20 protein-coding genes and 1 tRNA gene are annotated in these 21,967 nt (G+C 63.6%); 5 read left to right on the top strand and 16 right to left on the bottom strand.

What is annotated here, in order from left to right:
• Nucleotides 1–10 precede the first annotated feature (10 nt).
• The 11 genes from NKI39_RS14425 to NKI39_RS14375 form a co-directional block, all read right to left on the bottom strand.
• Complete coding sequence (locus NKI39_RS14425; protein WP_352612926.1) at nt 11–772, bottom strand: 3-ketoacyl-ACP reductase; 762 nt, start codon at nt 770–772, stop codon at nt 11–13.
• On the bottom strand, nt 769–2,289 hold the full coding sequence (locus NKI39_RS14420; RefSeq protein WP_352832480.1) for a GMC oxidoreductase: 1,521 nt from the start codon (nt 2,287–2,289) through the stop codon (nt 769–771). Before NKI39_RS14420 ends, NKI39_RS14425 begins: the two co-directional genes overlap by 4 nt.
• A gap of 5 nt (nt 2,290–2,294) precedes the next feature.
• Nucleotides 2,295–3,410 (bottom strand): ABC transporter ATP-binding protein, encoded by a 1,116-nt coding sequence (locus NKI39_RS14415; RefSeq protein WP_023675366.1) that lies wholly within the window; start codon nt 3,408–3,410, stop codon nt 2,295–2,297.
• Between the two features lie 4 nt (nt 3,411–3,414).
• A complete protein-coding gene (locus NKI39_RS14410) occupies nt 3,415–4,359 on the bottom strand; it encodes a carbohydrate ABC transporter permease (protein WP_023675367.1) in 945 nt (314 codons plus the stop codon).
• The gene (locus NKI39_RS14405; RefSeq protein ID WP_352469510.1) at nt 4,356–5,315 is read right to left on the bottom strand and encodes a carbohydrate ABC transporter permease; all 960 of its coding nucleotides are present in this window, start codon (nt 5,313–5,315) and stop codon (nt 4,356–4,358) included. The genes NKI39_RS14410 and NKI39_RS14405 overlap by 4 nt, the downstream gene beginning before the upstream one ends.
• 144 nt (nt 5,316–5,459) lie before the next feature.
• Nucleotides 5,460–6,713 carry an ABC transporter substrate-binding protein gene (locus tag NKI39_RS14400; RefSeq protein ID WP_031194023.1) on the bottom strand — a complete coding sequence of 418 codons (1,254 nt, stop codon included), beginning with the start codon at nt 6,711–6,713 and terminating at the stop codon, nt 5,460–5,462.
• Between the two features lie 59 nt (nt 6,714–6,772).
• Complete coding sequence (locus NKI39_RS14395) at nt 6,773–8,284, bottom strand: aldehyde dehydrogenase family protein (protein WP_352832477.1); 1,512 nt, start codon at nt 8,282–8,284, stop codon at nt 6,773–6,775.
• A 15-nt stretch (nt 8,285–8,299) separates the two neighbouring features.
• Complete coding sequence (locus tag NKI39_RS14390; protein WP_352832474.1) at nt 8,300–9,076, bottom strand: enoyl-CoA hydratase/isomerase family protein; 777 nt, start codon at nt 9,074–9,076, stop codon at nt 8,300–8,302.
• Nucleotides 9,069–10,670, bottom strand: a complete 1,602-nt coding sequence (locus NKI39_RS14385; RefSeq protein WP_352832471.1) for an acyl CoA:acetate/3-ketoacid CoA transferase — start codon at nt 10,668–10,670, stop codon at nt 9,069–9,071. The genes NKI39_RS14390 and NKI39_RS14385 overlap by 8 nt, the downstream gene beginning before the upstream one ends.
• Entirely contained in the window at nt 10,667–11,683 is a 1,017-nt protein-coding gene (locus NKI39_RS14380) for a Gfo/Idh/MocA family protein (RefSeq protein ID WP_352832469.1), read from the bottom strand. Before NKI39_RS14380 ends, NKI39_RS14385 begins: the two co-directional genes overlap by 4 nt.
• A complete protein-coding gene (locus tag NKI39_RS14375) occupies nt 11,680–12,735 on the bottom strand; it encodes a LacI family DNA-binding transcriptional regulator (RefSeq protein ID WP_352832466.1) in 1,056 nt (351 codons plus the stop codon). The genes NKI39_RS14380 and NKI39_RS14375 overlap by 4 nt, the downstream gene beginning before the upstream one ends.
• 244 nt (nt 12,736–12,979) lie before the next feature.
• Between NKI39_RS14375 and NKI39_RS14370 the strand changes: the two genes are divergently transcribed.
• On the top strand, nt 12,980–14,134 hold the full coding sequence (locus tag NKI39_RS14370) for a dihydrodipicolinate synthase family protein (RefSeq protein WP_352832464.1): 1,155 nt from the start codon (nt 12,980–12,982) through the stop codon (nt 14,132–14,134).
• Between the two features lie 162 nt (nt 14,135–14,296).
• Nucleotides 14,297–15,259 carry a GDP-L-fucose synthase gene (fcl, locus tag NKI39_RS14365; protein WP_352814368.1) on the top strand — a complete coding sequence of 321 codons (963 nt, stop codon included), beginning with the start codon at nt 14,297–14,299 and terminating at the stop codon, nt 15,257–15,259.
• A 66-nt stretch (nt 15,260–15,325) separates the two neighbouring features.
• Here fcl and NKI39_RS14360 read toward each other — a convergent pair.
• Together NKI39_RS14360 and cpdR are read right to left on the bottom strand one after the other, a co-directional pair.
• Nucleotides 15,326–15,400 (bottom strand) — tRNA-Val (locus NKI39_RS14360).
• A 104-nt stretch (nt 15,401–15,504) separates the two neighbouring features.
• Complete coding sequence (gene cpdR, locus NKI39_RS14355) at nt 15,505–15,867, bottom strand: cell cycle two-component system response regulator CpdR (RefSeq protein ID WP_006199474.1); 363 nt, start codon at nt 15,865–15,867, stop codon at nt 15,505–15,507.
• A gap of 153 nt (nt 15,868–16,020) precedes the next feature.
• Here cpdR and NKI39_RS14350 point away from each other — a divergent pair, with 153 nt between their 5' ends.
• Both NKI39_RS14350 and hisN read left to right on the top strand, forming a co-directional pair.
• The gene (locus NKI39_RS14350) at nt 16,021–16,962 is read left to right on the top strand and encodes an N-formylglutamate amidohydrolase (RefSeq protein WP_352539364.1); all 942 of its coding nucleotides are present in this window, start codon (nt 16,021–16,023) and stop codon (nt 16,960–16,962) included.
• Nucleotides 16,963–17,289: 327 nt separating this feature from the next.
• Complete coding sequence (gene hisN, locus NKI39_RS14345) at nt 17,290–18,063, top strand: histidinol-phosphatase (protein ID WP_352448234.1); 774 nt, start codon at nt 17,290–17,292, stop codon at nt 18,061–18,063.
• 145 nt (nt 18,064–18,208) lie between these two features.
• Here hisN and NKI39_RS14340 read toward each other — a convergent pair whose 3' ends face one another.
• Both NKI39_RS14340 and NKI39_RS14335 read right to left on the bottom strand, forming a co-directional pair.
• Nucleotides 18,209–18,667 carry a styrene oxide isomerase gene (locus tag NKI39_RS14340; protein ID WP_352469520.1) on the bottom strand — a complete coding sequence of 153 codons (459 nt, stop codon included), beginning with the start codon at nt 18,665–18,667 and terminating at the stop codon, nt 18,209–18,211.
• Between the two features lie 133 nt (nt 18,668–18,800).
• A complete protein-coding gene (locus tag NKI39_RS14335) occupies nt 18,801–19,775 on the bottom strand; it encodes an alpha/beta fold hydrolase (RefSeq protein WP_352818154.1) in 975 nt (324 codons plus the stop codon).
• A 475-nt stretch (nt 19,776–20,250) separates the two neighbouring features.
• Here NKI39_RS14335 and NKI39_RS14330 point away from each other — a divergent pair, with 475 nt between their 5' ends.
• On the top strand, nt 20,251–20,715 hold the full coding sequence (locus NKI39_RS14330; protein WP_023675381.1) for an Hsp20 family protein: 465 nt from the start codon (nt 20,251–20,253) through the stop codon (nt 20,713–20,715).
• A 90-nt stretch (nt 20,716–20,805) separates the two neighbouring features.
• On the opposite strand, the gene NKI39_RS14325 is transcribed toward NKI39_RS14330, so the two are convergent.
• Complete coding sequence (locus NKI39_RS14325; RefSeq protein WP_352501928.1) at nt 20,806–21,858, bottom strand: threonine aldolase family protein; 1,053 nt, start codon at nt 21,856–21,858, stop codon at nt 20,806–20,808.
• Between the last annotated feature and the right edge of the window lie 109 nt (nt 21,859–21,967).

The following is a 21,967-nucleotide window of genomic DNA, read 5'->3' as shown; positions in this document are numbered from 1 at the left end:
CGTCACCTGTTCATAGCCTCGGCACCGACAGCGCACCGTCGACATTGATGACCGAGCCGGTCGAAAAGCCGAACTTGCCGCCGGCGAGCGCCGCCACGGCGGCACCGATATCTTCGCTCTCGCCCCAGCGCATCGCCGGCACCAGCCCGCCGTCGATCAGCCCGTCATATTTGGCGGTCACACCGGCGGTCATGTTGGTGCGGATGATGCCCGGGCGCACCTCGAACACGGCGATATTTTCGGCGGCGAGCCGCAGTGCCAGGTTCTTCACCCACATCGAAAGCCCAGCCTTGGAGATGCAGTAATCGGAACGTTCCGGCGAGGCCATGGCGGCGCTGACCGAAGTGATGGTGATGATCGATCTCGCACCATCGCTTGGCAGGCCGAGCATCGCTTTGGCGACGGCCTGGCTGAGGAATACGGTGCCGCGCAGATTGATGCCGAGCACCCGGTCGAAATTTTCCGGCTTGAGCTCGAGCAGATCGCCGCGCAGGACAGTGCCGATGCCGGCATTGTTGACCAGGCAGTCGATGCGGCCGAAGGCGCTTGTCGCGGCATCAATCAGCGCTGCGTGGCCGTCGAGGTCGGCGATGTCGCAGCTGACATAGGCGAATTTCGCGCCGCGCCCGGTGATGTCGGCGGCGAGCCCGTCTGCGGCTTCGTCAGCAAGGTCGGCGACGAGGATGTCGAAGCCTGCGCCGGCCAGCGCCTCGGCACAGGCAAGGCCGATGCCGCGCGCGCCGCCGGTGACGATCGCTGCCGGGCGGCTCATGTTGCAAGCTCCGTCTTGCGGATATGATCGGCGACGCGCAGCGCCTGTGCGGCGATCGACAGCGCCGGATTGACGGCGGCCGAATTCGGCAGGAAGCCAGCATCGACGACGAACAAATTGCTGTGGTCGAAGGAGCGGCAGAACGGATCCAGCGGCGAGGTCGCTGGATCGTTGCCCATCTTCACCGTGCCGCACTGATGTGAGGGCGTGCGCTTGTCAAACGGACGTGACAGGACGATCGGATAGCCGCAGGCGCGGAAATTCTCGCGCATCACCTTGGTCAGTCCGTCGAGCGACTGCATGTTGGAGCGCCGCCACTGCATGACGATGTCCTTGCCGTTGACCATGATGCGGCTGTCGGGATCGGGCAGGTCCTCGCACATCAGATACCAGTCGACGGCGTGGCCGGCCATGAAATCCAGCGCGAATTTGGGCGCGCGCCTGACATTGGCCTTGAGGATGTTGCCGTCGACTTTGCCTAGAAGCTGGACGTTGCCGAGCGGTTTGCCGCCCTTGCCGTCGGACAGATAATAATCGTTCAGCATCAGCGTCTTCTGGTAGACGGACTTGTTCCTGCGGCGCGGATCGATCGCCAGCATGGCGCTCGAATTGTGGTTCATGAAGTTGCGGCCGACCTGGTCGGAACGGTTGGCCAGGCCTTTGCCACCTCCCTTGCCCTTGGAAGAAGGGGAAGGCGAACGCAGCAGGACGGCGGCTGAATTGACCGCGCCGGCCGACAGGATCACCAGCTTCGGCGCGACTTTCTTCAGCGCACCGTTCTGGCGGTAATGGACGGTCTCGATCGTCCTGGCGTCCGGCGATGCCTCGAGATATTCGACATGGGCGCCGGTCTCAAGCCGGATATTCTGATCGGCAAGGGCTGCTGCCAACGGCCCGGATTGCGCGTCGATCTTGCCGGTCCCGGTGTTGGGAAACGCGTCCCACGGCGTGCTGCCATCTTTCAGCCAGGCTTCGATGTCGACGCCGAGCGGCAGCGATGCCGGATGCAGGCCTAGGCTCTTCAACTCGGCGCGCGCACGCGCGATCGGCGGCTCGTCTGGTACCGGCCCGAAAGGGTAGGGCGTAGAGTGGAACGGCTCGGTCGGGTCTTCGCCGAGTGCACCGCGCACGCGAAAAAGCTGCTCGGCCCTGGAATACCAGGGTTCGAATTCCTCATAGGAAAACGGCCAGGCCGGCGAGATGCCGCCATAGTGCTCCATCTCCGAAAAGTCTTCCCTGCGGTAGCGGATCAGCACAGCGCCGTAGAATTTCGAATTGCCGCCGACATAGTAGTAATTGCCCGGGTTGAAAGGCGCTCCGCCGGCCTCGAGCCACATCTCCTTCGGCCGATAATGACCATCGACGAAGATCGCGCGGGTGTCGCGTGTGTGCGGCGTTGCCGGCAGGGCTTCGCCGCGCTCCAGCATCAGGATCGAGGCGCCACTGCCGGCAAGGCCGGAGGCGATCGTGGCGCCGCCTATGCCGGAGCCGATGATGACGATGTCGGGATTTGTCATGGCCGTTAGACGATGCGTTTCTCGGTCGCCGGATCGAAGAACACCGCCTTGGTCAGGTTGAAGGCGAGCGGCGTGACCGTGCCGGGCTGGATTTTGGCATCGGCGCGCAGCCGCGCCACCACCGCCTTGCCGCCGAGATTGGTGACCGCGAACGTATCCGAGCCGGCCGGCTCGATGACCTCGATGTGACAGTCGGCGCGGGCGATGTTCGAGGCGTTGCGTTCGGCACCCTCGGGATCGGTCAGTGCTTCCGGGCGGACGCCGAAGATGATCGGTTTTCCCTGGAATGCCGACAGGCCGGCCGGCGCATTGCCCAGCGGCAGCGAGATCGGCTGGCGCGCCTCGCGCTCCATGACGACGGAGAAGCCGCTGCCGTTGCTGCCGATCGTCGCCGGGATCAGGTTCATCGCCGGCGAGCCCATGAAGTCGGCAACAAACAGGTTGACCGGATTGTTATAGATTTCGGCTGGCGTGCCGAACTGCTGCACCTCGCCGTCGCGCATCACCGCGATCTTGGTGGCCAGCGTCATCGCCTCGATCTGGTCGTGGGTGACGTAGACGATGGTGGTGCCGGTGGTGGCGTGCAGGCGCTTGATCTCGATGCGCATGTCGACACGCAGCTTGGCGTCGAGATTGGACAAAGGCTCGTCGAACAGGAACAGCTTTGGATCGCGCACCAGCGCCCGGCCCATGGCGACGCGCTGGCGCTGGCCGCCGGAGAGCTGGCTTGGCTTGCGCTTCAGCAAATGGCCGATCTGCAGGACCTTCGCCACCTTGTCGATCGCCTTCTGGCGCTCGCCGGCCGGCACGCCGCGCATCTCCATGCCGAAGGCGATATTGCCGGCAACCGTCATGTTCGGATAGAGCGCGTAGCTCTGGAAGACCATGGCGATGTCGCGCTTGGAGGGGTGGAGATCGTTGATCGTGCGTCCGTCGACGCGGATTTCCCCTTCGGTGATGGTTTCCAGGCCGGCAATAGTGTTGAGCAGCGTGGACTTGCCGCAACCGGAAGGCCCGACCAGCACGAGGAAGCCGCCCTTTTCCAGGTCGAGGTCGATGCCTTTCAGGATCTCGACCGCTCCGAAACGCTTCTTCAGCCCGTCAATTTCCAGAAAAGCCATGCGATTATCCTTTGACGGCGCCGGCCATCAGGCCGCGCACGAAATAGCGGCCGGCGAGCACGTATACGAGGAGCGTCGGCAGCGCGGCGATCATCGCCGCCGCCATGTTGACGTTGTATTCGACGACGCCGGTCGAGGTGTTGACGACATTGTTCAGCGCCACCGTCATCGGCATCACGTCGCCTGAGCCGGCATAGGCGGAAGCGAAGAGGAAGTCGTTCCAGATGTTGGTGAACTGGTAGATCACCGTCACCACGATGATCGGCAGCGAGTTGGGCAGCATGATGCGCCGGAAGATCTGGAAGAAGCTGGCGCCGTCGATCTGCGCCGCCTTCACCAGCTCGTTCGGAAACGCTTCGTAATAATTGCGGAAGAACAGGGTGGTGAAGCCGATGCCGTAGACGACGTGAACGAACACCAGGTTCACGGTCGGATTGCCGAAGCCGAAGGTGAGGCCGGTCGCGTTCTGCAGCTTGACGCCGAACCGGCCGAGGCTGCCGAGGATCGTTGCCATCGGCAAGAGGACGGACTGGAACGGAATGAAGCAGGCAAACAGCATCAGCCCGAACACCAGCGTCGCCCCGCGAAAGCGCCACTTCGTCAGCACATAGCCGTTGAGCGCGCCGAGCAGGGTCGAGATGATGACGGCCGGAACCACCATCTTGATCGAGTTCCAGAAATAACCCTTCATGCCGACGCAGGTGAGACCCGAGCAAACCTCGCTCCACGCCCTTATCCAAGGTGCGAAGGTCGGCTCCTGCGGCAGCGCCAGCATGTTGCCGTTCTGGATTTCGTCCATGGTCTTGAACGAGGTCACAAGCATGACGAACAGCGGCATCAGATAGAACAGCGCGAACAGCGCCAGCAGCCCGTAGATGACAATACGGTTGACCGTCCTGGCGCTGATACCGCCAGTGCTCTGGCGAGCAGGAGTGGCCACGGCGCTCATCGCGGCTTCTCCCGAAGCTCGGAATAGAGATAGGGAACGATGATCGCGGTGATGGTCATCAGCATGATCACGGCGCTGGCCGAGCCGACGGCCATCTCGTTGCGCTTGAAGGTGTACTCATACATGAAGTTGGACGGCAGCCAGGCCGAACCGCCCGGCCCGCCGCTGGTCAGCGCGACCACCAGATCGTAGGATTTGATGGCGAGATGCGCGAGGACGATCAAGGCGGACAGGAAGATCGGCCGCAGCAGCGGGATGACGATGCGACGGTAGAGCTGGAAGGTGGTGGCGCCGTCGATCTGCGCCGCCTTCAGGATCTCGCCGTCGATGCCGCGCAGGCCGGCCAGGAACATCGCCATGATGAAGCCCGACGCCTGCCAGACGCCGGCGATGACCACCGTGTAGATGACGAAATCCTTGTTCTTGATCCAGTCGAAATGGAAGCTCGTCCAGCCCCATTGGTGCAGTGTCTGCTCGAGGCCGAGGCCGGGGTCCAGAAACCATTTCCAGGCAACGCCGGTGACGATGAACGACAGTGCCATCGGGTAGAGGTAGATCGGCCGCAGCACACCTTCGCCGCGGATCTTCTGGTCGAGCAGGATCGCCAGGAACAGGCCGAGCGCCAGGCAGATGGAAATGTAGAGGAAGCCGAAAATCCCCATATTGGTGATCGACGTGTACCAGGAGGACGGCGGATCGCTTTCGAAAGTCCAGCGCCATAGCCGCTGATAGGCGCGTGGCCCGGTGATCGCATAGGAGGGAAAGGTCTTGGAATTGGTGAAGGACAGATAGATCGTCCACAGGATGAAGCCGTAGACGAAGACGATTGTGGCGGCGAAGCTCGGCGCCAGCACGAGCTTCGGCAGCGCATTCTGAAGGCGCGAGCGCACCGTGGCGCCCGGACGGGCATCGTGCTCCGGCGTCAGCGTGATACTGGTTTCAGCAACTGTGCTCATCTGTCCATTCCGTATGGCGGGTCCGGAATTCTGCTGTCTCGGGCTCTGCGGCACGAAAGCGTGCCGGTCGGCGCAACCGCAAAACCTCGCCGCAGGGGATCTCCCCGGCTTGCGCCGGGGAGATCATTCACATGGGCGGGTGCCTTACTTGGCGTCTTCGATCGCGCTGACCAGTTGGGTCACGGCCTCGTCCGAGGTCTTGATCTGGCCGTGCACGAATTTCGAGACGACATCCTTGTAGGCGTTGGCAACCGCGGGAGGCGCGCCATAGCCCTGCGCCAGCGAACCGAACAGCGTGCCGCCTTCATTGGCGGCCTTCAGGTCGGCCATGCCCTTCTTGCCGCAAGCGTCGAAATCGGTGTCCGGCACGTCGGTGCGGGCCGGAACAGAGCCCTTGACGACGTTGAAGGCCGACTGGAAGCTCTTCGACAGCGTGGCGGTGGCCAGGGCGATCTGGGCGGCCTTGCGGTCCTCCGGAACGTTGAACATGCCGAACATGTCGGAGTTGTAGACGACGCTGCCGTCGGTGCCCGGGAAGCGGTAGCACAGGAAGTCGGTGCCCGGGACCTTCTTGGCGGCGTTGAATTCGCCCTTGGCCCAGTCACCCATCACCTGCACCAGCGCATCGCCCTTGATGACCATGGCGGTGGCGAGGTTCCAGTCCCGGCCCGAGAAGTTCGGGTCGACATAGGTGACGAGCTTGGCGAGATTGTCGAACGACTTCTTCATCGTGTCGGACTTCAGCGACTCCTCGTCGAGGTCGTTGAAGGCCTTCTTGTAGAACTCAGGCCCGCCGGTCGACAGCACGACTGAGTCGAACATTGTCGCTTCCTGCCAGTTCTGGCCGCCCAGCGCGAGCGGGATGACGCCCGCCGCCTTGGCTTTGTCCAGCAACGCAATGAAGTCGTCGAAGGTCTTGGGCTCGGTGCCGCCGATCTTGTCCATCACCGCCTTGTTGATCCATAGCCAGTTGACCGAGTGGACGTTGACCGGAGCCGCGACCCACTTGCCGTCATAGACGGAGAATTTCTGCAGGGCCGCGGGAACGGACTTGTCCCAGCCTTCCTTTATCGCCGTCTCGGTCAGGTCGCCCATAACGCCGGCTGCGGCGTAATCGAGCACGGTATAGCCAAGCATCTGCGAGGCGGTCGGGTAGTTGCCCGCTGCCACCATCGCCTTCAGCGCGGTCATGGCGGCGTCGCCGCCGCCGCCGGCCACCGGCACGTCCTTCCAGGCAAAGCCTTCCTTGGCCAGATCCTGCTTGAGCACGTTCAGAGCGGCAGCTTCGCCGCCCGACGTCCACCAATGCAGCATCTGGACTTCCTTGACGTCCTCGGCATGGGCCGCGAACGCAACGCCCGATGCGAGAGCCGTCCCGATAAGCAGTTTGCGCAACATGTACTTCCTCCCTTGTTGAACTTACACGACCGGCGGATGCCCGCCGGGTTCTTCCCAACTCAGCCGACCCACCATCCGGTGCGCTGGCCGCGATGAAACTGGATTGTCTTTTCCTCGGTATAATCCTCGACGGCGCGCTTGCCGAGTTCGCGTCCGAGACCGGACTGCTTGTAGCCGCCGAAAGGCAGCTCGGGGTAACCCTCCATGAACGTGTTCACCCAAACGGTTCCCGAACGCACATTCCGCGCCACCGACATGCAGGTATCGATGCTGGCGCTCCACACGCCCGCCGACAGACCATAGGGCGTGTTGTTGGCGATGTGCAACGCCCTTTCAATCGATTCAAAAGTCAGCACCGAGAGCACCGGACCGAACACTTCCTCGCGTGCAATGGCCATGTCTTCGGTGACATCGCGAACGATGGTCGGATCAAGATACTGGCCGGCGCTCGAAGCAAGCTGATTGCCGCCGCTACAGATCCGGCCGCCGCCGTTTTCCGCTGCCGTCACGTAGCCGGTGACCTTGGCCATATGGTCGGCGGAGATCATCGCGCCGACCTTGGTGCGGTCGTCGAGCGGGTCGCCGACAATCACCTTGGCGGTGAGGGCATTGACGGCGCCGAGGAACTCGTCGGCGATCGCCTCATGGACGATCAGCCGGCTGCCGGCATTGCAGCATTCGCCGGCATTGAAAAAGCCGCCGAACACCGCTGCGTCGGCGGCGGCCTCGAGGTCGGCATCGGGAAAGACGATCTGGCCGTTCTTGCCGCCGAGCTCCATCGCGAGTTTCTTCAGCGAGTTGGCGGCAGACGCCATGGTCATCTTGCCGACGCGGGTGGAGCCGGTGAACGACACCATCTCGACCAGCGGATGGCTGACCATCGGTGCGCCGACATCGGCGCCCAACCCGGCAAGGATGTTGACGACGCCATCCGGCAGGCCGGCCTGCATCAGGATCTCGCCGAGCACAAAGGTCGAGGCCGAGGTCATCTCGCTCGGCTTGACCACCGCCGTGCAGCCGGCGGCGAGCGCGAAGGGTAGTTTCTGGCTGACGATAAGGAACGGGAAATTCCACGGCGTGATGATGGAGACGACGCCGATCGGTTCGCGCAACACGACGCCGAGCATGGCATCGCCGAGATTGGCGTAGCTTTCGCCGTGAAGCGTGCGGGCAAGTGCCGCGGCATAACGCCAGATATCGACGGCGCCGCCGATCTCGCCGCGCGCCTGCGCAATCGGCTTGCCGGATTCCAGTGCGTCGAGCCGGGCAATCTCGTCCAGCCGCGCCTCGATCAGGTCAGCAGCCTTGAGCAGGATCGCGGCGCGCTCGGCGGCCTTCATGCGCGGCCACGGGCCGGTCTCGAAGGCCCTGTGCGCGGCCTGTACCGCAGCCTCCACGTCCGCCGCGCCGGCTTGTGCATAGCGCGAGACGGTGAAGCCGTGGCCAGGGCTGCTGCGCTCCAGCGTGCGGCCGTCCTGGGCGTCGACGAACCTGCCGCCGATCAGCAGCCGGTAGTTTTTCGGCGCTGCGGCTGCCTCGGCGGGCATGGCGATGTTGAGAGGTGCGTTCATGTGAGTTTCAGGTTCCTAAGATCTTGAGAAGGCCGGCTTCTGCTTGGCCTTGAAAGCCTCGACGCCGGCCCTGAGATCGTTTGTCTGCGCGATGAAGCTGCTGGCCAGCGCTTCGGTCGCGGCAGCACTCTCCTCGCTTTCCGCAATGGCAATCATCAGCTTGGCGGCCTCGGTTGCCAGTGGCCCGCGCTCGGCGATCTTGCCGGCCCAGGCCTTGGCTTCGGCGAACGCCTTGCCGGTGTCGACCACCCGGTCGACAATCCCCAGAGCAAGAGCCTCGGTCGCCAGAAACACCTCGCCGCCGAGCGCCATCCGCCGCACTGCCTGCGCGCCGAAGCGGCGCACGGCGCGCTGTGTGCCGGACCAGCCGGGAACGACGCCGATCGAGGTTTCGGGGAACCCCAACTTCACCTGCGTTTCCGCCACGCGAAAGTCGCAAGCCGCCGCCAGTTCCAGCCCGCCGCCCAGCGCATGGCCGGCAAGAACGGCGATCGTGGGCTGCCGCAGCCGCGCCAGCCGGTCGAAGACGCGGTGGCCGTAGCGCACCCATTGCACCTGGAAATCGGCAGCGCTCATTTCTGCCCAAGCCTCGACGTCGCCGCCGGCGCAAAAGCCCTTGCCTTCGCCGCAGACCAGCACGACGCGGACGCCGGTTGCTGTCTCGGCCTCGTCGAGTGCCGCTTCCAGCGCCCGCAGCATCGGAATATCGAGCGCGTTGAATTTCTCCGGCCGGCGCAGCGTGACAATGCCGATGGCGCCGTCGGTTTCAAAGGTTACCAGACGCTCAGCCATGTGCGCCTCCAAGCGACGCGCCGCCATTGAGCGACAGGCCGATCGGCCGGTCCCGGTAGAGCGCATCCGGCGTCACTTTCAGGTCGTTGGCGACGGCGAGCGGGATCTCGGCCTGCGCCAGCACATCGCGCTCGAGGTCGATGCCCGGCGCCAACTCGGTCACCATCAGCCCCGCAGGCGTCAGCTTCATCACGCAGCGCTCGGTGACATAGGTGATATCCTGTCCCTGCGCGACGGCACGCTTGCCCGAGAAGGAGATATGCTCGACCTCACCGACGACTTTCTTGACCTTGCCCTCCTGGTCGATGCGGATGCCGCCACCGGCAAGCGACAACTTGGCGCCGGCATTGAAGAAACCGGAAAAGACGATCTTCTTCGCCCGCGCGGTGATGTCGACGAAGCCGCCGGCGCCGGCGGTGACGTGGGGCCGCGCCGAAAGCTTCGAGACATTGACGGAGCCGTGCCGGTCGATCTGCAGGAAGGACAGCAGCGAGGCGTCGAAGCCGCCGGCCTGGAAATAGATGAACTGGTGCGGCGAGGGCATGAAGGCGTCGGCGTTCGACGAGCAGCCGAACTTGAAGTCGAGCAGCGGCACGCCGCCGACCGCACCCTGTTCGATGACCCAGGTGACCTTGCCGTGCTGGCCTTCCTCGAGCAGGATGCGCGGCACATTGGCCGAGATGCCGAAGCCGATATTGACCGCCATGCCGTCGGCAAGCTCCATGGCGACGCGGCGCGCAATGACCTTCTGGACGTTCATCTCGGCGTTGCGAAAGCTCGACAGCGGCCGGAAAATCTCGCCGGAGATGGCCGGATCGTAGGGCGTCAGCGTCGTCTGCAACTGGTCGGGCGCCACCACGATATGGTCGACCAGCACGCCGGGCACGCGCACATCGTGCGGCTTCAGCGTGCCGTTCTCGACGACGCGCTTGACCTGCGCGATGACGATGCCGCCATTGTTGCGGGCGGCCAGCGCCTGTTCGAGGCCGCCGAGATAGGCACCTTCATGCTCATAGGTAAGGTTGCCGCGCTCGTCGGCCGTGGTGGCGCGGATGATCGCGACCTGCGGTACGATCGAGCGGAAATAGAGCCATTCCTCGCCGTCGAACTGCTGCACCGAAACGATCGGCTCGCTGGCGGCAGCATTCATGGCGCAGCCCTGGTGGCGCGGGTCGGCAAAGGTGTCGAGCCCGACCTTGGTCAGCACGCCGGGGCGCTTGGCGGCGGCCTCACGATGCATGTCGAACAGGATACCGGACGGCACGTTGTAGGCGGCAACCGTATTGTTGCCGATCATCTTCCAGATCTGCGGCGGTTCGGAAGATGACGGGCCGGACGGATAGGAACCGCACAAAGTGCGCTTCAACAGGCCGGGCTTGGCTACATGGTCGATGCCCTTGATGCCGTACATGTCACCAGCGGCGATCGGGTGCAGCGTCGTAATGTCCCTGGGATGGCCGTCGGCGTCGAAGCGCTCGCCGATCGCGGCAAGCACCGCATCCGGGCAGCCGAGGCCGCTCGACGACGACACGGAAACGACCACGCCATCCCTAATCAGGCCGGCAGCCTCAGCCGCGGAAACGAGCTTGCTCACGCTGCGCTCCCGAGCTTCGGGTCGATGGCAACGGCCTTGCCGGACCTGGCCGATTGCAATGCCGCTTCGGCTGATGTCAGCGACCAGACGCCGTCCTCGCCGGTGGCGGACGGCTGGCCCTCGCCGCGGATCGCCGCGTGGAATTGGCGCAGCGAACGGGCATAGAGGTCTTCGCGGTCGAAGCTCAATTCCTCCTCACCCTGTGCCGTGCGAAGCAACACAGAGCCGAGCGGCTTCTGCGTCATCACGTCCTTGGCGATCAGCGAGCCTTCGCTGCCATGCACCTCGAAGCCGCTGCCGGCGAATTTGGTGGTAAAGCCCTCGTGCGACTGGGCGATGACGCCCGATGCGAAGCGCCAGAGGCACATGGCGCCGTCTTCCAGCCCGCCGGCGGCCATGCCGGCCGATTGCGTGAATGCCGAGATCTCGACCGGATCGTCGCCGAGCACGAAGCGCAGCGTGTCGGCATCGTGGACGGTGATGTCGAGCACCACGCCGCCGCCGGCGTCCGGCCTGGTGATGCGCCAGCCCTGCAGGTTTTCCGGCAGATAGACGGAGTGGAAGACGCGCGCGGCGATCGGCCTGCCGATGCGGCCGCCAGCGATCGCTTCGCGCATCGCCCGATGCGAGCCGGCATTGCGCAGATGGTGATTGGTGCCGAGCACGACGCCGGCGGCCCTGGCCGCCGCGACCATCTTGCGCGCGTCGGCGCTGGTCAGCGCCAGTGGTTTTTCGCAAAGCACATGCTTTCCCGCCTCGATGGCGGCGAGTGCCTGTTCGAGATGCAATTCGTTGGTGGTCGAGATGTAGACGGCGTCGATGTCGGAGCCGAGCAATTCATCAATCGTCGCGACCGCCGCCGGAATGCGGTTTTCCAGAGCATAGGCGGTAGCCCGCTCCGGGCTGGAGCTCATCACTGCGGCGATCTCGCCGTCCGGCTGCGCGCGGATGGCGCCGATCATGAACTGTCTTGCGATCGTGCTGGCGCCGATCAGCCCCCAACTGACGGTCATGCCGCGTCTCCCATTCCTGCGCAGCCATGCTCCTTGCGATCGGGGCCGCAGCTTTCCCTGACCACGAGGTTGACGGCGCCGATATGATCCTCGGCGCGCGTGGTGCGCGATTGGATCATCTTCAGCACGACATGGGCGGCGCGCTCGCCGAGGCCGGCGGTGTTCACCGCGACGCTGGTCAGCGCCGGCATATAGTGCTCGGCCTCGGGGACGTCGTCGAAGCCGACGACGGCAAAGTCCGCGCCGGGTTCCAGGCCGCGCTTGCGCAGCGCCAGCAAGACGCCGAAGGCGACCGCATCGTTGAAGCAAAGGGCCGCGGTCGGCGGCGCGGCCATGGCAAGTGCGGTTTCCAGGCAGGCAATACCGCCCTTGCGGCTGGTTTCGCCCTCGAAGACCAGTCTGTCGGCCGGATCGATGCCGAGCGCTTCACAGGCCTCGCGAAAGCCCCCCAGGCGTTCGTGATAGACGACAAGGTCGGACGAGCCGCCGAAGAAGGCCAGCCGGCTGTGGCCCTTGCCGATCAGATGGGCGGTGGCAAGATAAGCGCCGCGATGATTGTCGGGCGTGATCACCGGGATACGGCTTTCGGGGAGGCGGCGCATGACGAAGACGACCGGAACGCCTGCGGTCTCAAGGCGGCGGAACGCGCCAGGCGTGGTGCCGCGCGCCGGCGACACGACGAGCCCGGCGACACCCTGCTCCATCAGCGATTTCAGAACCTCTTCCTGGCGCACCGGGTTTTCGGCCGTATTGGCGATGAAAGGCACGACGCCGGCCGACTGGAAGACGCGCTCCATGCCGACCGCGAGCTCGGCGAAAAACGGATTGGTGAGATCGTTGATGACCATGCCGATGACGTTGGAATGGGCCTTGCGCAGATTGGCGGCGCCGCGGTTGTAGACATAGCCGACGTCCTCGATCGCCTTGCGCACCTTGAGCGCGGTTTCGGGCCGGATCAGCCCGCTGCCTTGCAGCACCAGCGATACCGTCGATTTGGACACGCCCGCCTCACGGGCGATGTCGAGTATCGTTGCCTTGGCCCGGCTGGCCATCCAGATCTGTCCTCCCGGTGGTTTCTTGTGCGATTTTATTGGAACGATCTAATCCATGCGGCGCATTTAAGTCAATCGCGTTTGTGCGAAGCCGGGAAAAAATGCGGCTCGGCGGCGCAATCCTCCAGCAAGCAGGGCTTTCGGCTACTGCGATGCAGCAATTTTCGCTGCACGAGGCAGGCGGCAAAATATTCTTGATTTGTTGGAACGTTCCATTTAATAGGCGTTGGTAAGGGAGAGAGCCATGGACATCACCTTGCCCGGGGAAGGCGCCGGCCGTGTCCGCTACCGGCTTGTCGGCCAGCCGGTGCAGCCTGTGGCCGGCGCTCGCTTCTCGCGCATCGCCTACGCCGCCGCCCATGTAGTTGCCGATCCCCTCGCCATGACCGATCCGTGGTCGAGGCCCGCGGTCGACTGGGACAAGACGATGGCGTTTCGCCGTCACCTCTGGCGGCTTGGCTTCCGTGTCGCCGAAGCGATGGACACCTCTCAGCGCGGCATGGGTTTCGACTGGGCGAATGCCAAGGAATTGATCCGCCGCTCGATCGCCGAGGCGCGCAGCGTCGAAGGCGCCGATCTTGCGTCGGGCGCCGGCACCGACCATCTGGCGCCGGGGGGCGCCAGCAGGCTAGACGATGTCATCGCGGCCTATGAAGAACAGCTCGGCTTCATCGAAGGGCTTGGCGGCAAGGCGATCATGATGGCCAGCCGGGCGCTGGCGGCGGTCGCCAAAGGCCCCGACGACTATATCGGCGTCTACGACCGCATCCTGTCCCAGGCCTCCGGCAAGGTCATCCTGCACTGGCTGGGCGACATGTTCGACCCGGCGCTGAAAGGCTACTGGGGCAGCAGCGACCTCGAAACTGCGCTGGAGACGGTGGTCGCGATCATCGAATGCCATGCCGGCAAGGTCGAAGGCATAAAGATATCGCTGCTCGATGCCGGCAAGGAGATTGCGCTCAGGGATCGGCTGCCCGAGGGCGTGCTGATGTTCACCGGCGACGATTTCAATTACCCCGAGCTGATCGCCGGCGACGGCGACAGACATTCGCACGCGCTGCTCGGCATTTTCGATGCCATCGCGCCGGTCGCCAATGCGGCGCTGGCAAAGCTGGCCGACGGCGACCGCGCGGGCTACGACGCGCTGATGGCCCCGACAGTGCCGCTGTCGCGCAAGATCTTCGAGGCGCCGACCGAATACTACAAGGCCGGCATCGTCTTCATGGCATGGCTGAACGGCCATCAGGAGCATTTTTCGATGGTCGGCGGCATGCAATCGGCGCGCGGCGTCCGTCACTATGCCGATGTCTTTCGCCTTGCCGACCAGGCAGGGTTGCTGGCCGACCCCGGGCTTGCCATTGCCAGAATGACAAGCCTGTGCGCGGTAGCGGGCGTCTGATCGCGAGCGCTACAGCGTCCGATCCAAAGGTTGCTTCGGGTGGCTTTGCGATTTGCCTTGTCTGGGCAAATCTGTATGCGGTATGCGTCCGGCAACAGAGAAGCCGATCCGGCGCTCCGCCGGCCAACTGGCATAGCTGCCGTTCTGCATTGGGGTAAGCTGATGACCTTCGACCTTCAGGGTAAGCGCGTTTTCGTGGCCGGACATCGCGGCATGGTCGGCTCGGCCATCCTGCGCCGATTGGCCGACGAGGATTGCGAGGTCCTGACCGCCTCGCGCGCCGAGATCGATCTTCTCGACCAGGCCGGCGTGCGGCGCTGGATGGCCGACCGCAAGCCGGATGCAGTGGTGATGGCGGCGGCCAAGGTTGGCGGTATCCTGGCCAACAACAGGCTTCCGGTCGATTTTCTGCAGGACAATCTCGTCATGCAGAACAATGTCATCGACAGCGCCTTCCGCAACGAGGTGCAGAAGCTGCTGTTTCTCGGTTCATCCTGCATCTATCCCAAATTCGCGGCGCAGCCGATCTCCGAGGACGCCTTGCTGACCGGGCCGCTCGAACCCACTAACGAATGGTATGCGATCGCCAAGATCGCCGGGCTGAAACTGTGCCAGGCCTATCGGCGCCAGTACGGCGTCGACTACATCTCGGCGATGCCGACCAATCTCTACGGTCCGGGCGACAATTTCGACCTCAATTCCAGCCATGTCGTGCCCGCTCTGATGCGCAAGGCGCACGAGGCCAGACGCGCCGGCCGCAAGAGCCTGGAGGTGTGGGGATCAGGCACGCCGATGCGCGAATTCCTGCATGTCGACGACGCCGCCGACGCGCTGGTCTGGTTGCTGAAGAATTATTCGGGCGACAGCCACATCAATGTCGGCTCGGGGGAAGACATCACCATTGCCGATCTTGCCCGCACCATCGTGTCGGTCGCCGGCGCCGATGCCGCAATAACATTCGATGCGACGAAGCCGGACGGCACGCCGCGCAAGCTGATGGACGTGTCGCGTCTGTTCGCCACCGGCTGGCGCCCGCGTTACTCGCTGCGCAGCGGGTTGGAACAGACCTATGCCTGGTTTCTGGAGCACGTCGAGACCGGCGATCTGCGCCTCGGTGCGGCCTGAGGCCGGTATTGGCCGGGAACATCAGTCGACGAAAAATACCGACGGCCAATTGAGGGATTATTTGGATGGTGGGCGTGACAGGGATTGAACCTGTGACCCCTGCAATGTCAATGCAGTGCTCTCCCGCTGAGCTACACGCCCATCCGAAGCCGCGCATACACCATTTTTGGTTCGGCACGTCAATAGCGGGAAAAGGGAAAGAACGCCTGGCTTGCGGCGTCGGTCAAGACGCGACAAAAAGCGCGTCAGGCGGCCTGCAGCATCTTTTCGACCTCGTTGACGAGGTCGCGCAGGTGGAACGGCTTCGATAGCACCTTGGCGTCTTTCGGCGCCTTGGAATCAGGGTTCAGCGCGACGGCGGCGAAGCCGGTGATGAACATCACCTTGAGGTCGGGATCGATCTCCGTGGCGCGTCGGGCGAGCTCGATGCCATCCATCTCGGGCATGACGATGTCGGTCAAAAGCAGCGAAAAAGGTTCCTCGCGCAGCCGCTCATAGGCGCTGGCGCCATTGTCGAAATCGCTGACCTGATAACCGGCGCGCTCCAGCGCCTTGACGAGGAACCGGCGCATGTCGTCGTCGTCTTCCGCCAGCAGAATGCGTGCCATGTTGTCCCGTCCGAATCACCCAACCGACAATGCCGTGCGGCAAGCCCGTTAACCATGCTGTATATGAGGAGGTGACGGTAAACATCAAGTGAACGTTGGCCGCACAATCCTGATTTGGCTGGCGCTTCGGCGGCTGGACATGCGGGCGGCGAGGTGGCACTTTCCCATCATGATGCATTGGTATTCCCGGGTTCGTCCAAATTGAAAACGGCAGCCGAGGATTTTTCGGTCGTTCCACCCTTCGAAATCCGATCGGGCGCCGAACAGCGCGTTCCCTTCCTCTTCAACTCGCCGCATAGCGGCCGCTACTATCCGGACCGGTTCATGGCTATGGCCAAGCTGGACCGCAACGCCATCCGCCGCTCCGAGGACTGCTATGTCGAGGAATTGTTCGGCGGCGCCGTCGCGCTCGGAGCGCCGATGCTGGCGGCAAACTTCCCGCGCGCCTATCTCGACGTCAATCGGGAGCCGTGGGAACTCGACCCGCGCATGTTCGCCGAACCGGTGCCGTCATTCTGCAACATCCGCTCGGCGCGGGTGGCCGGCGGGCTCGGCACCGTGCCCAAGCTGGTCGGCGAGGGGCTCGACATCTATTCCGGCCGCTTGCCGCTGGCGGAAGCCGTGGCGCGCATCGAAGCGGTCTACAAGCCCTATCACGAGACGCTGAAACGGCTTTTGACCAGAACCCATGCGCGCTTCGGCTACGCCGTGCTGATTGACTGCCACTCGATGCCGGCAAGCATAAGGGTCGGCGACAGCGGATTGCGGCCGGATTTCATCGTCGGCGACCGTTTCGGCATCTCGGCCGCGGCGGCGTTGACCGAGACGGCGATCGGCCTGCTCACCGGCATGGGCTACAGCGTCGCCCACAACAAGCCCTATGCCGGAGGCTTCATTACCGAGCACTATGGCCGCCCCGTGCGCCATCTGCATGCGCTGCAGATCGAGGTCAATCGCGGGCTCTACATGAATGAGCGGACGTTCCAGAGATCGGCTGGTTTCGACGCACTGGCCGACGATCTGGCGCGGTTTTCGGCCGAACTGATGGCGATGCCCGATCACAATTTCATGGATCTGCCGCTGGCCGCCGAATAGCCGCGGAATCGCGGTACCGCCGCTCATGCGGCAGCGTAAAAAAAGACCGCATCGTTTGCACGACACGGTCGAAGTCTAGGGAGGAAACGCCCAAGGAGGGCATGGACAGGAACCCCTGTCCGAGAACAAACGTATTGTGCGCTGCACAAATGTCAAGGCGCGTTCCGGCTTTTTTAATTCACTGTGAAGTGGAAACTGCATTTCCATGACGGCGGCGTTGCATTCGAGCAACAGTTGGCACCATGCGAAAGGCTCCGAACGCCCTTGTTTCGGCATAAATCCGTAGGCAAACGGGTATCTCCAAACATGCTGGAGCGGGAGAATCAGTTGGACATCAACATCGAGTTCATGCGGCGCATTGCGCGTGCCGCCGCAGCCGAGACCTTGCCGCGCTTCCGCAACCAGGGCGCGGTCACCAACAAGGAGCGCGGCAGCTTCGACCCGGTCACCGAGGCCGACCGCGAGGCCGAGCGCGCCATCCGGGCGCTGATATCAGCGCAATACCCCGATCACGGCATTCTCGGCGAGGAACATGGCAGCGAAAACATCTCCAGCCGGCATGTCTGGGTGATCGATCCGATCGATGGAACGCGCGCCTTCATTTCCGGCCTGCCGGTATGGGGCACGCTGGTCGGGCTGACGGTCGACGGCGATGCCGTCGCCGGCATGATGTCGCAGCCCTTCACCGGCGAGTTGTTCTACGCCAATGCCTCCGGCTCGCATTATGAAGGTCCCGGTGGCTCCCGAAAACTCGCTACGCGCAAGACGACGAATCTCGCCGAGGCGACGCTGTTCACCACCACGCCGGCGCTGTTCAAGGGAGACGCGCGCCTGCGCTACGACCTGTTCGAGCAACAGGTCCAGCTCGCCCGTTACGGCACCGACTGCTATGCCTTCGCGATGGTGGCGGCGGGCAGCGTCGATATCGTTGCCGATCCCGGATTGAAACCGTACGACATCGTCGCGCTGATCCCGATCATCGAGAAGGCAGGCGGCGTTGTCACCACCTTCGAAGGCGGGCCGGCGGAAAACGGCGGCGACATCCTGGCGGCGGCGACACCGGAGCTGCACGCAGCCGCGATGGCGGCGCTGCGCGGCTGAGCATCCGGTGCACCCACGCGTCTGTTTTGCGCAAATCCGACGGAAACCGCGGTACGGTCCTAAAGCAAAGCGCGTCGCGTTTGAGTGAACTCATGTGACGCGCTTGTTTTATGCATGTTATCGCAAAACCGCTGCGCGACATGCATTAGCTGTCGGCAGGCCAAGCGTCCGAGAGACGCAGGCCCCACAAAATGAGCACGAAAGAGATGAGGCCGGTCGGCGCGGACGAATACGCCACACCTTTGATCACAGCTTCCTGAAAGGCACTTCCGTGGAAGGCTCCGGCCGCCAACGGCATAGTCTCGTTGCCGGCCGCCCAGGCGCTGGCGATCACGTAGGCGGCCAGGATCGCCAAAGCCGAATAGATCAGCAGCCAGAAAGCAATCCGCGACGTCGCCGCGCCGAGATTGAGCCTAGACCATGTGAGGCCTAGAGCCAGCAAGAGAACGCCCTCCAGGGCGCTGAGCGTGTGCGCGGACAGTCCGAGCCGCGGTGCGGCGAGATACGGTATTGCAAACCCTTCGAATGACGAAAACAGCAGCAGCGCGACGCCAATCTGCAGTAGCCGATGCCCCTGACGTGACAGCGTATTCGATGCGTTCATGGTCGTTTTTCTCCCGGCGAATGGCCTCCATTCTCTTTGGCAGCAACCTAGCGCTCGATGCCTTAACGGGAATAAGGGGCTGCGCCGGACAAGCGACCCGTGCGGGCTTTGTTGGCGGGCGCCGGCGAAGCGGTCAAACAGCGTCGCCGGTTCCGGGGATGAAGGCATCGAATGCCGCAAACAACTGCTCGCGATAGAGGTCGGCTTCCTGGAGGATCTCATGGCGGGCGCCGTCGATCATCACTAGCGAGCCGACGCGCAGACGTCTCGCATAGGCTTCGACTGCCCTGGTCGAGACGACCTGGTCGGCGCCGGCGGCGATCATCAGCAAGGGCACCTGGATCTTGGCCATGAAATCCGGGTCGCTGACGATCAAGGATGCCTCGGTGGCCGCCTTCAGCCAGCGGATCGTCGGTCCGCCGAGCGCCAGCTGCGGATAGGTTTCGTAGATCAGCGTGTTGCGCCGATAGCGTTCCGGGTCGCTGGTCAGCTTGTTTATGGCGAAGGGCACCGATTCCTTGGGCCGCGGCCCCCATGCGGCATAGAGCCGGCCAAGGCCGAGAAGGCAGAACAGCGAACAGAGGCGGCGGACGGTTTTTACTGAAACCGGCAGGTCCGGCACGGTGAAGAACGGTGCGATCAGCACCATGCGGCGCACGCGGTTCGCCATCGAGGGCGCGGCGAGCAGCGCAATCACCGCGCCGGCCGAGTGGGCCAGTATGTAGTAGGGTCCTCGGCAATCGGGCAGCACGATCTCCTCGAAGAACTGCTCCAGATCGCCGGTGTAGTCGAAGAAGCTCCGGACGAAGCCGCGCTGTCGGTCGCCGATCAGCCGGTCGGAAGCGCCCTGTCCGCGCCAGTCGAGGGTTGCCACGCCAAAGCCCCGGTCGGCAAGGTTGCGAATGGTCTCGAAATACTTCTCGATGCACTCGTTGCGGCCGGTCAGGACGACGACGGTGCCCTTCATTGGGCGGGCAACCGCGGCAAACAGCCCATAGCGGATCTTCTTGCCGTCGCGCGTGGTGAAGAAGCCGCCGGCCGCGTTTTCCGGCAGCGGATTGCCCGGACTTTCCTGGAAGAGAGGGGGCTGGTGGAGAAGATCGGTCATGCGGTTTTTGGTTGGTGTCGGTGCCGGCGTGGGCGCAAGTCAGGCATAAACGCCCATGCGCCAAAAGCAAAGGAATTTGGGACGCCGGGGAGCTCGACCGCCAGGCAGCGAACAAAGTAAGGCCGGAAGCAGCCTTGGCGTGCTTCCGGCCTCTGTCGACCGGGAGGAAGGGACGTTACACCCGGTTCGGCCTCGTCGTGTCGCCTTTTTCGCGACCTGTTCGTTATCTCGAGAACAGTTTTAATGCCGCCTGGCTGAACGCTCGCCGAAGCCACGGTTCATCTGCCGTTCATCGGCATCGGGACGTGGGCCGGGACCGGTCCCGTTCGGACGCGGGAAAATCTTGAAATGCCGTCGCCGGCTTCCCAAATTTGTCATGCGGTCGCCAATGTCGGGGCCGCTGGCCCATCCGGAACGCCGTCACGGGTTTCGCACCGGCCATACGCAACCTTGTTGCTCAACAGGAGAACACACCATGCGTCACGTTGATTTTTCCCCGCTCTACCGTTCGACCGTCGGTTTTGACCGGTTGTTCACCATGCTCGATTCGCTTGCGCAGCCGGAAGGGCAGACGTATCCGCCTTACAACATCGAGCGCACGGGCGAGGATGCCTATCGCATCTCGATGGCTGTGGCCGGCTTCTCGGAAGATGAGATTTCGATCGAAGCTCACCGCAATGTGCTGACCGTCAAGGGTGAGCGCAAGGAGGAAGGCAATGGCGAAGGCTCCGAACTGCTCTATCGCGGTATCGCCAGCCGAGCCTTCGAGCGCCGCTTCCAGCTTGCCGATCACGTCGAGGTTGTCGGCGCCGCGCTGAAGAACGGCCTGCTCTTCGTCGACCTCAAGCGCAACATCCCCGAAGAGCTGAAGCCGCGCAAGATCGCGATCACCTCGGCTCCGGCCAAGGCCAAGCAGATCGAGGCCAAGACTGCGGCCTAAGCCAGGCAGCTAAACTCCGGGACGCCAACTCCCCGGGAAGAAAGGGCGGTGCAGCAATGCGCCGCTCTTTTTGCTGGTGGGCAAGGCTTGCTATCCGGCGAGCAGGTAGCCGAAACGGTCGACCTCGTCGGGCGTGGTCGCGAAGCTGGTGACAAAGCGATAGAGCGCTTCGTCTTCGCCGATGTAGCCGTCGTAGCCGAGCGGCCTGTGCCAGTCGTGGAAGGCCGCCCCTGCCGCTTGCATTCTTTCGGCCTCGGCCTTTTTCATGACCGCGAAGACCTCGTTCGCCTGCGGCAGCCAGGCCAGCCGGGCGGAAGGGGAATCTTCTATCGCCGCGGCAAGCCGTGCCGCCATCGCATTGGCGTGCCGTGCTGTGTCGAGCCACAGCCCACCCCTGAAATAAGCATCGAATTGCGCGGCGATGAAGCGCGATTTCGAGAACAGCTGGGCCGCGCGCTTACGCAAAAAGGCCAATTCCTTGGCTCGCTCGAGGTCGAACAGCACGATCGCCTCGGCGCACCAACAGCCATTCTTGGTGCCGCCGAAGGAGAGGATGTCAACGCCATGCTTCCAGGTCATTTCGGCCGGCGTCGTTTCCAGCGCGACGAGCGCATTGGCAAAGCGGGCCCCATCCATGTGCAGCGGCAGTCCATGCTGCTTTGCGATCGCCGAAATCCTGGCGATTTCGTTCAGCGTGTAGACGGTGCCGACTTCGGTCGACTGGGTGATCGAAACGGCAACCGGCCGCCCGGAATGGACGTTTTCGGGTGCGAAACGGTCCACCGCCCGTTCCAGATTGCCGGCATCGATCCTGCCGAGTGCGCCTTCGACTGTACAAAGCCGCGAACCGCCGGTGAAATATTCCGGTGCACCGCATTCGTCCTCGATGATGTGCGATTCGCGATGGCAGAAGGAAATGCCGCCTGGCTTGTTATAGGTAGTCAGCGACAGCGAATTGGCAGCGGTGCCGGTGGCGACGAAAAACACCGCGACCTCGCATTCGAAGATCTCATTGAAGCGCTGGTAAACGGTCTTGTCGAGGGCACCGTCGCCATAGGCGGTGGAGAAGCCGTCGGCATGGGCCGACAGGCCGGCAGCGATACGGGGATGGGCGCCTGCCCAATTGTCGGAAGCGAAAATCATGCGTCTGCCTATGCTGGGGAAATCGGTGCGAGCTTGGCCGCTTTCGCATGCCGGTCGCAAGGGGCAGATACCGAAAATCCGCTAAAGCCAGTGAAACGCATGAGCGTAG

It is taken from the genome of Mesorhizobium sp. M0664 (assembly GCF_040320565.1).
Classification (GTDB): domain Bacteria; phylum Pseudomonadota; class Alphaproteobacteria; order Rhizobiales; family Rhizobiaceae; genus Mesorhizobium.
Note: the sequence above shows the minus strand (reverse complement) of the source record. Positions and strands in the feature narration are given on the sequence as shown.

Coding starts and splice junctions, on each gene's coding strand:
- NKI39_RS14370 (WP_352832464.1), top strand. CDS start 12,980: ATGGACATCACCTTGCCCGGGGAAGGCGCCGGCCGTGTCCGCTACCGG.
- NKI39_RS14390 (WP_352832474.1), bottom strand. CDS start 9,076: ATGGCTGAGCGTCTGGTAACCTTTGAAACCGACGGCGCCATCGGCATT.
- NKI39_RS14425 (WP_352612926.1), bottom strand. CDS start 772: ATGAGCCGCCCGGCAGCGATCGTCACCGGCGGCGCGCGCGGCATCGGC.
- NKI39_RS14335 (WP_352818154.1), bottom strand. CDS start 19,775: ATGACCGATCTTCTCCACCAGCCCCCTCTCTTCCAGGAAAGTCCGGGC.
- cpdR (WP_006199474.1), bottom strand. CDS start 15,867: ATGGCACGCATTCTGCTGGCGGAAGACGACGACGACATGCGCCGGTTC.
- NKI39_RS14415 (WP_023675366.1), bottom strand. CDS start 3,410: ATGGCTTTTCTGGAAATTGACGGGCTGAAGAAGCGTTTCGGAGCGGTC.
- NKI39_RS14375 (WP_352832466.1), bottom strand. CDS start 12,735: ATGGCCAGCCGGGCCAAGGCAACGATACTCGACATCGCCCGTGAGGCG.
- NKI39_RS14330 (WP_023675381.1), top strand. CDS start 20,251: ATGCGTCACGTTGATTTTTCCCCGCTCTACCGTTCGACCGTCGGTTTT.
- NKI39_RS14410 (WP_023675367.1), bottom strand. CDS start 4,359: ATGAGCGCCGTGGCCACTCCTGCTCGCCAGAGCACTGGCGGTATCAGC.
- NKI39_RS14340 (WP_352469520.1), bottom strand. CDS start 18,667: ATGAACGCATCGAATACGCTGTCACGTCAGGGGCATCGGCTACTGCAG.
- NKI39_RS14325 (WP_352501928.1), bottom strand. CDS start 21,858: ATGATTTTCGCTTCCGACAATTGGGCAGGCGCCCATCCCCGTATCGCT.
- NKI39_RS14420 (WP_352832480.1), bottom strand. CDS start 2,289: ATGACAAATCCCGACATCGTCATCATCGGCTCCGGCATAGGCGGCGCC.
- NKI39_RS14380 (WP_352832469.1), bottom strand. CDS start 11,683: ATGACCGTCAGTTGGGGGCTGATCGGCGCCAGCACGATCGCAAGACAG.
- fcl (WP_352814368.1), top strand. CDS start 14,297: ATGACCTTCGACCTTCAGGGTAAGCGCGTTTTCGTGGCCGGACATCGC.
- NKI39_RS14395 (WP_352832477.1), bottom strand. CDS start 8,284: ATGAACGCACCTCTCAACATCGCCATGCCCGCCGAGGCAGCCGCAGCG.
- NKI39_RS14405 (WP_352469510.1), bottom strand. CDS start 5,315: ATGAGCACAGTTGCTGAAACCAGTATCACGCTGACGCCGGAGCACGAT.
- NKI39_RS14400 (WP_031194023.1), bottom strand. CDS start 6,713: ATGTTGCGCAAACTGCTTATCGGGACGGCTCTCGCATCGGGCGTTGCG.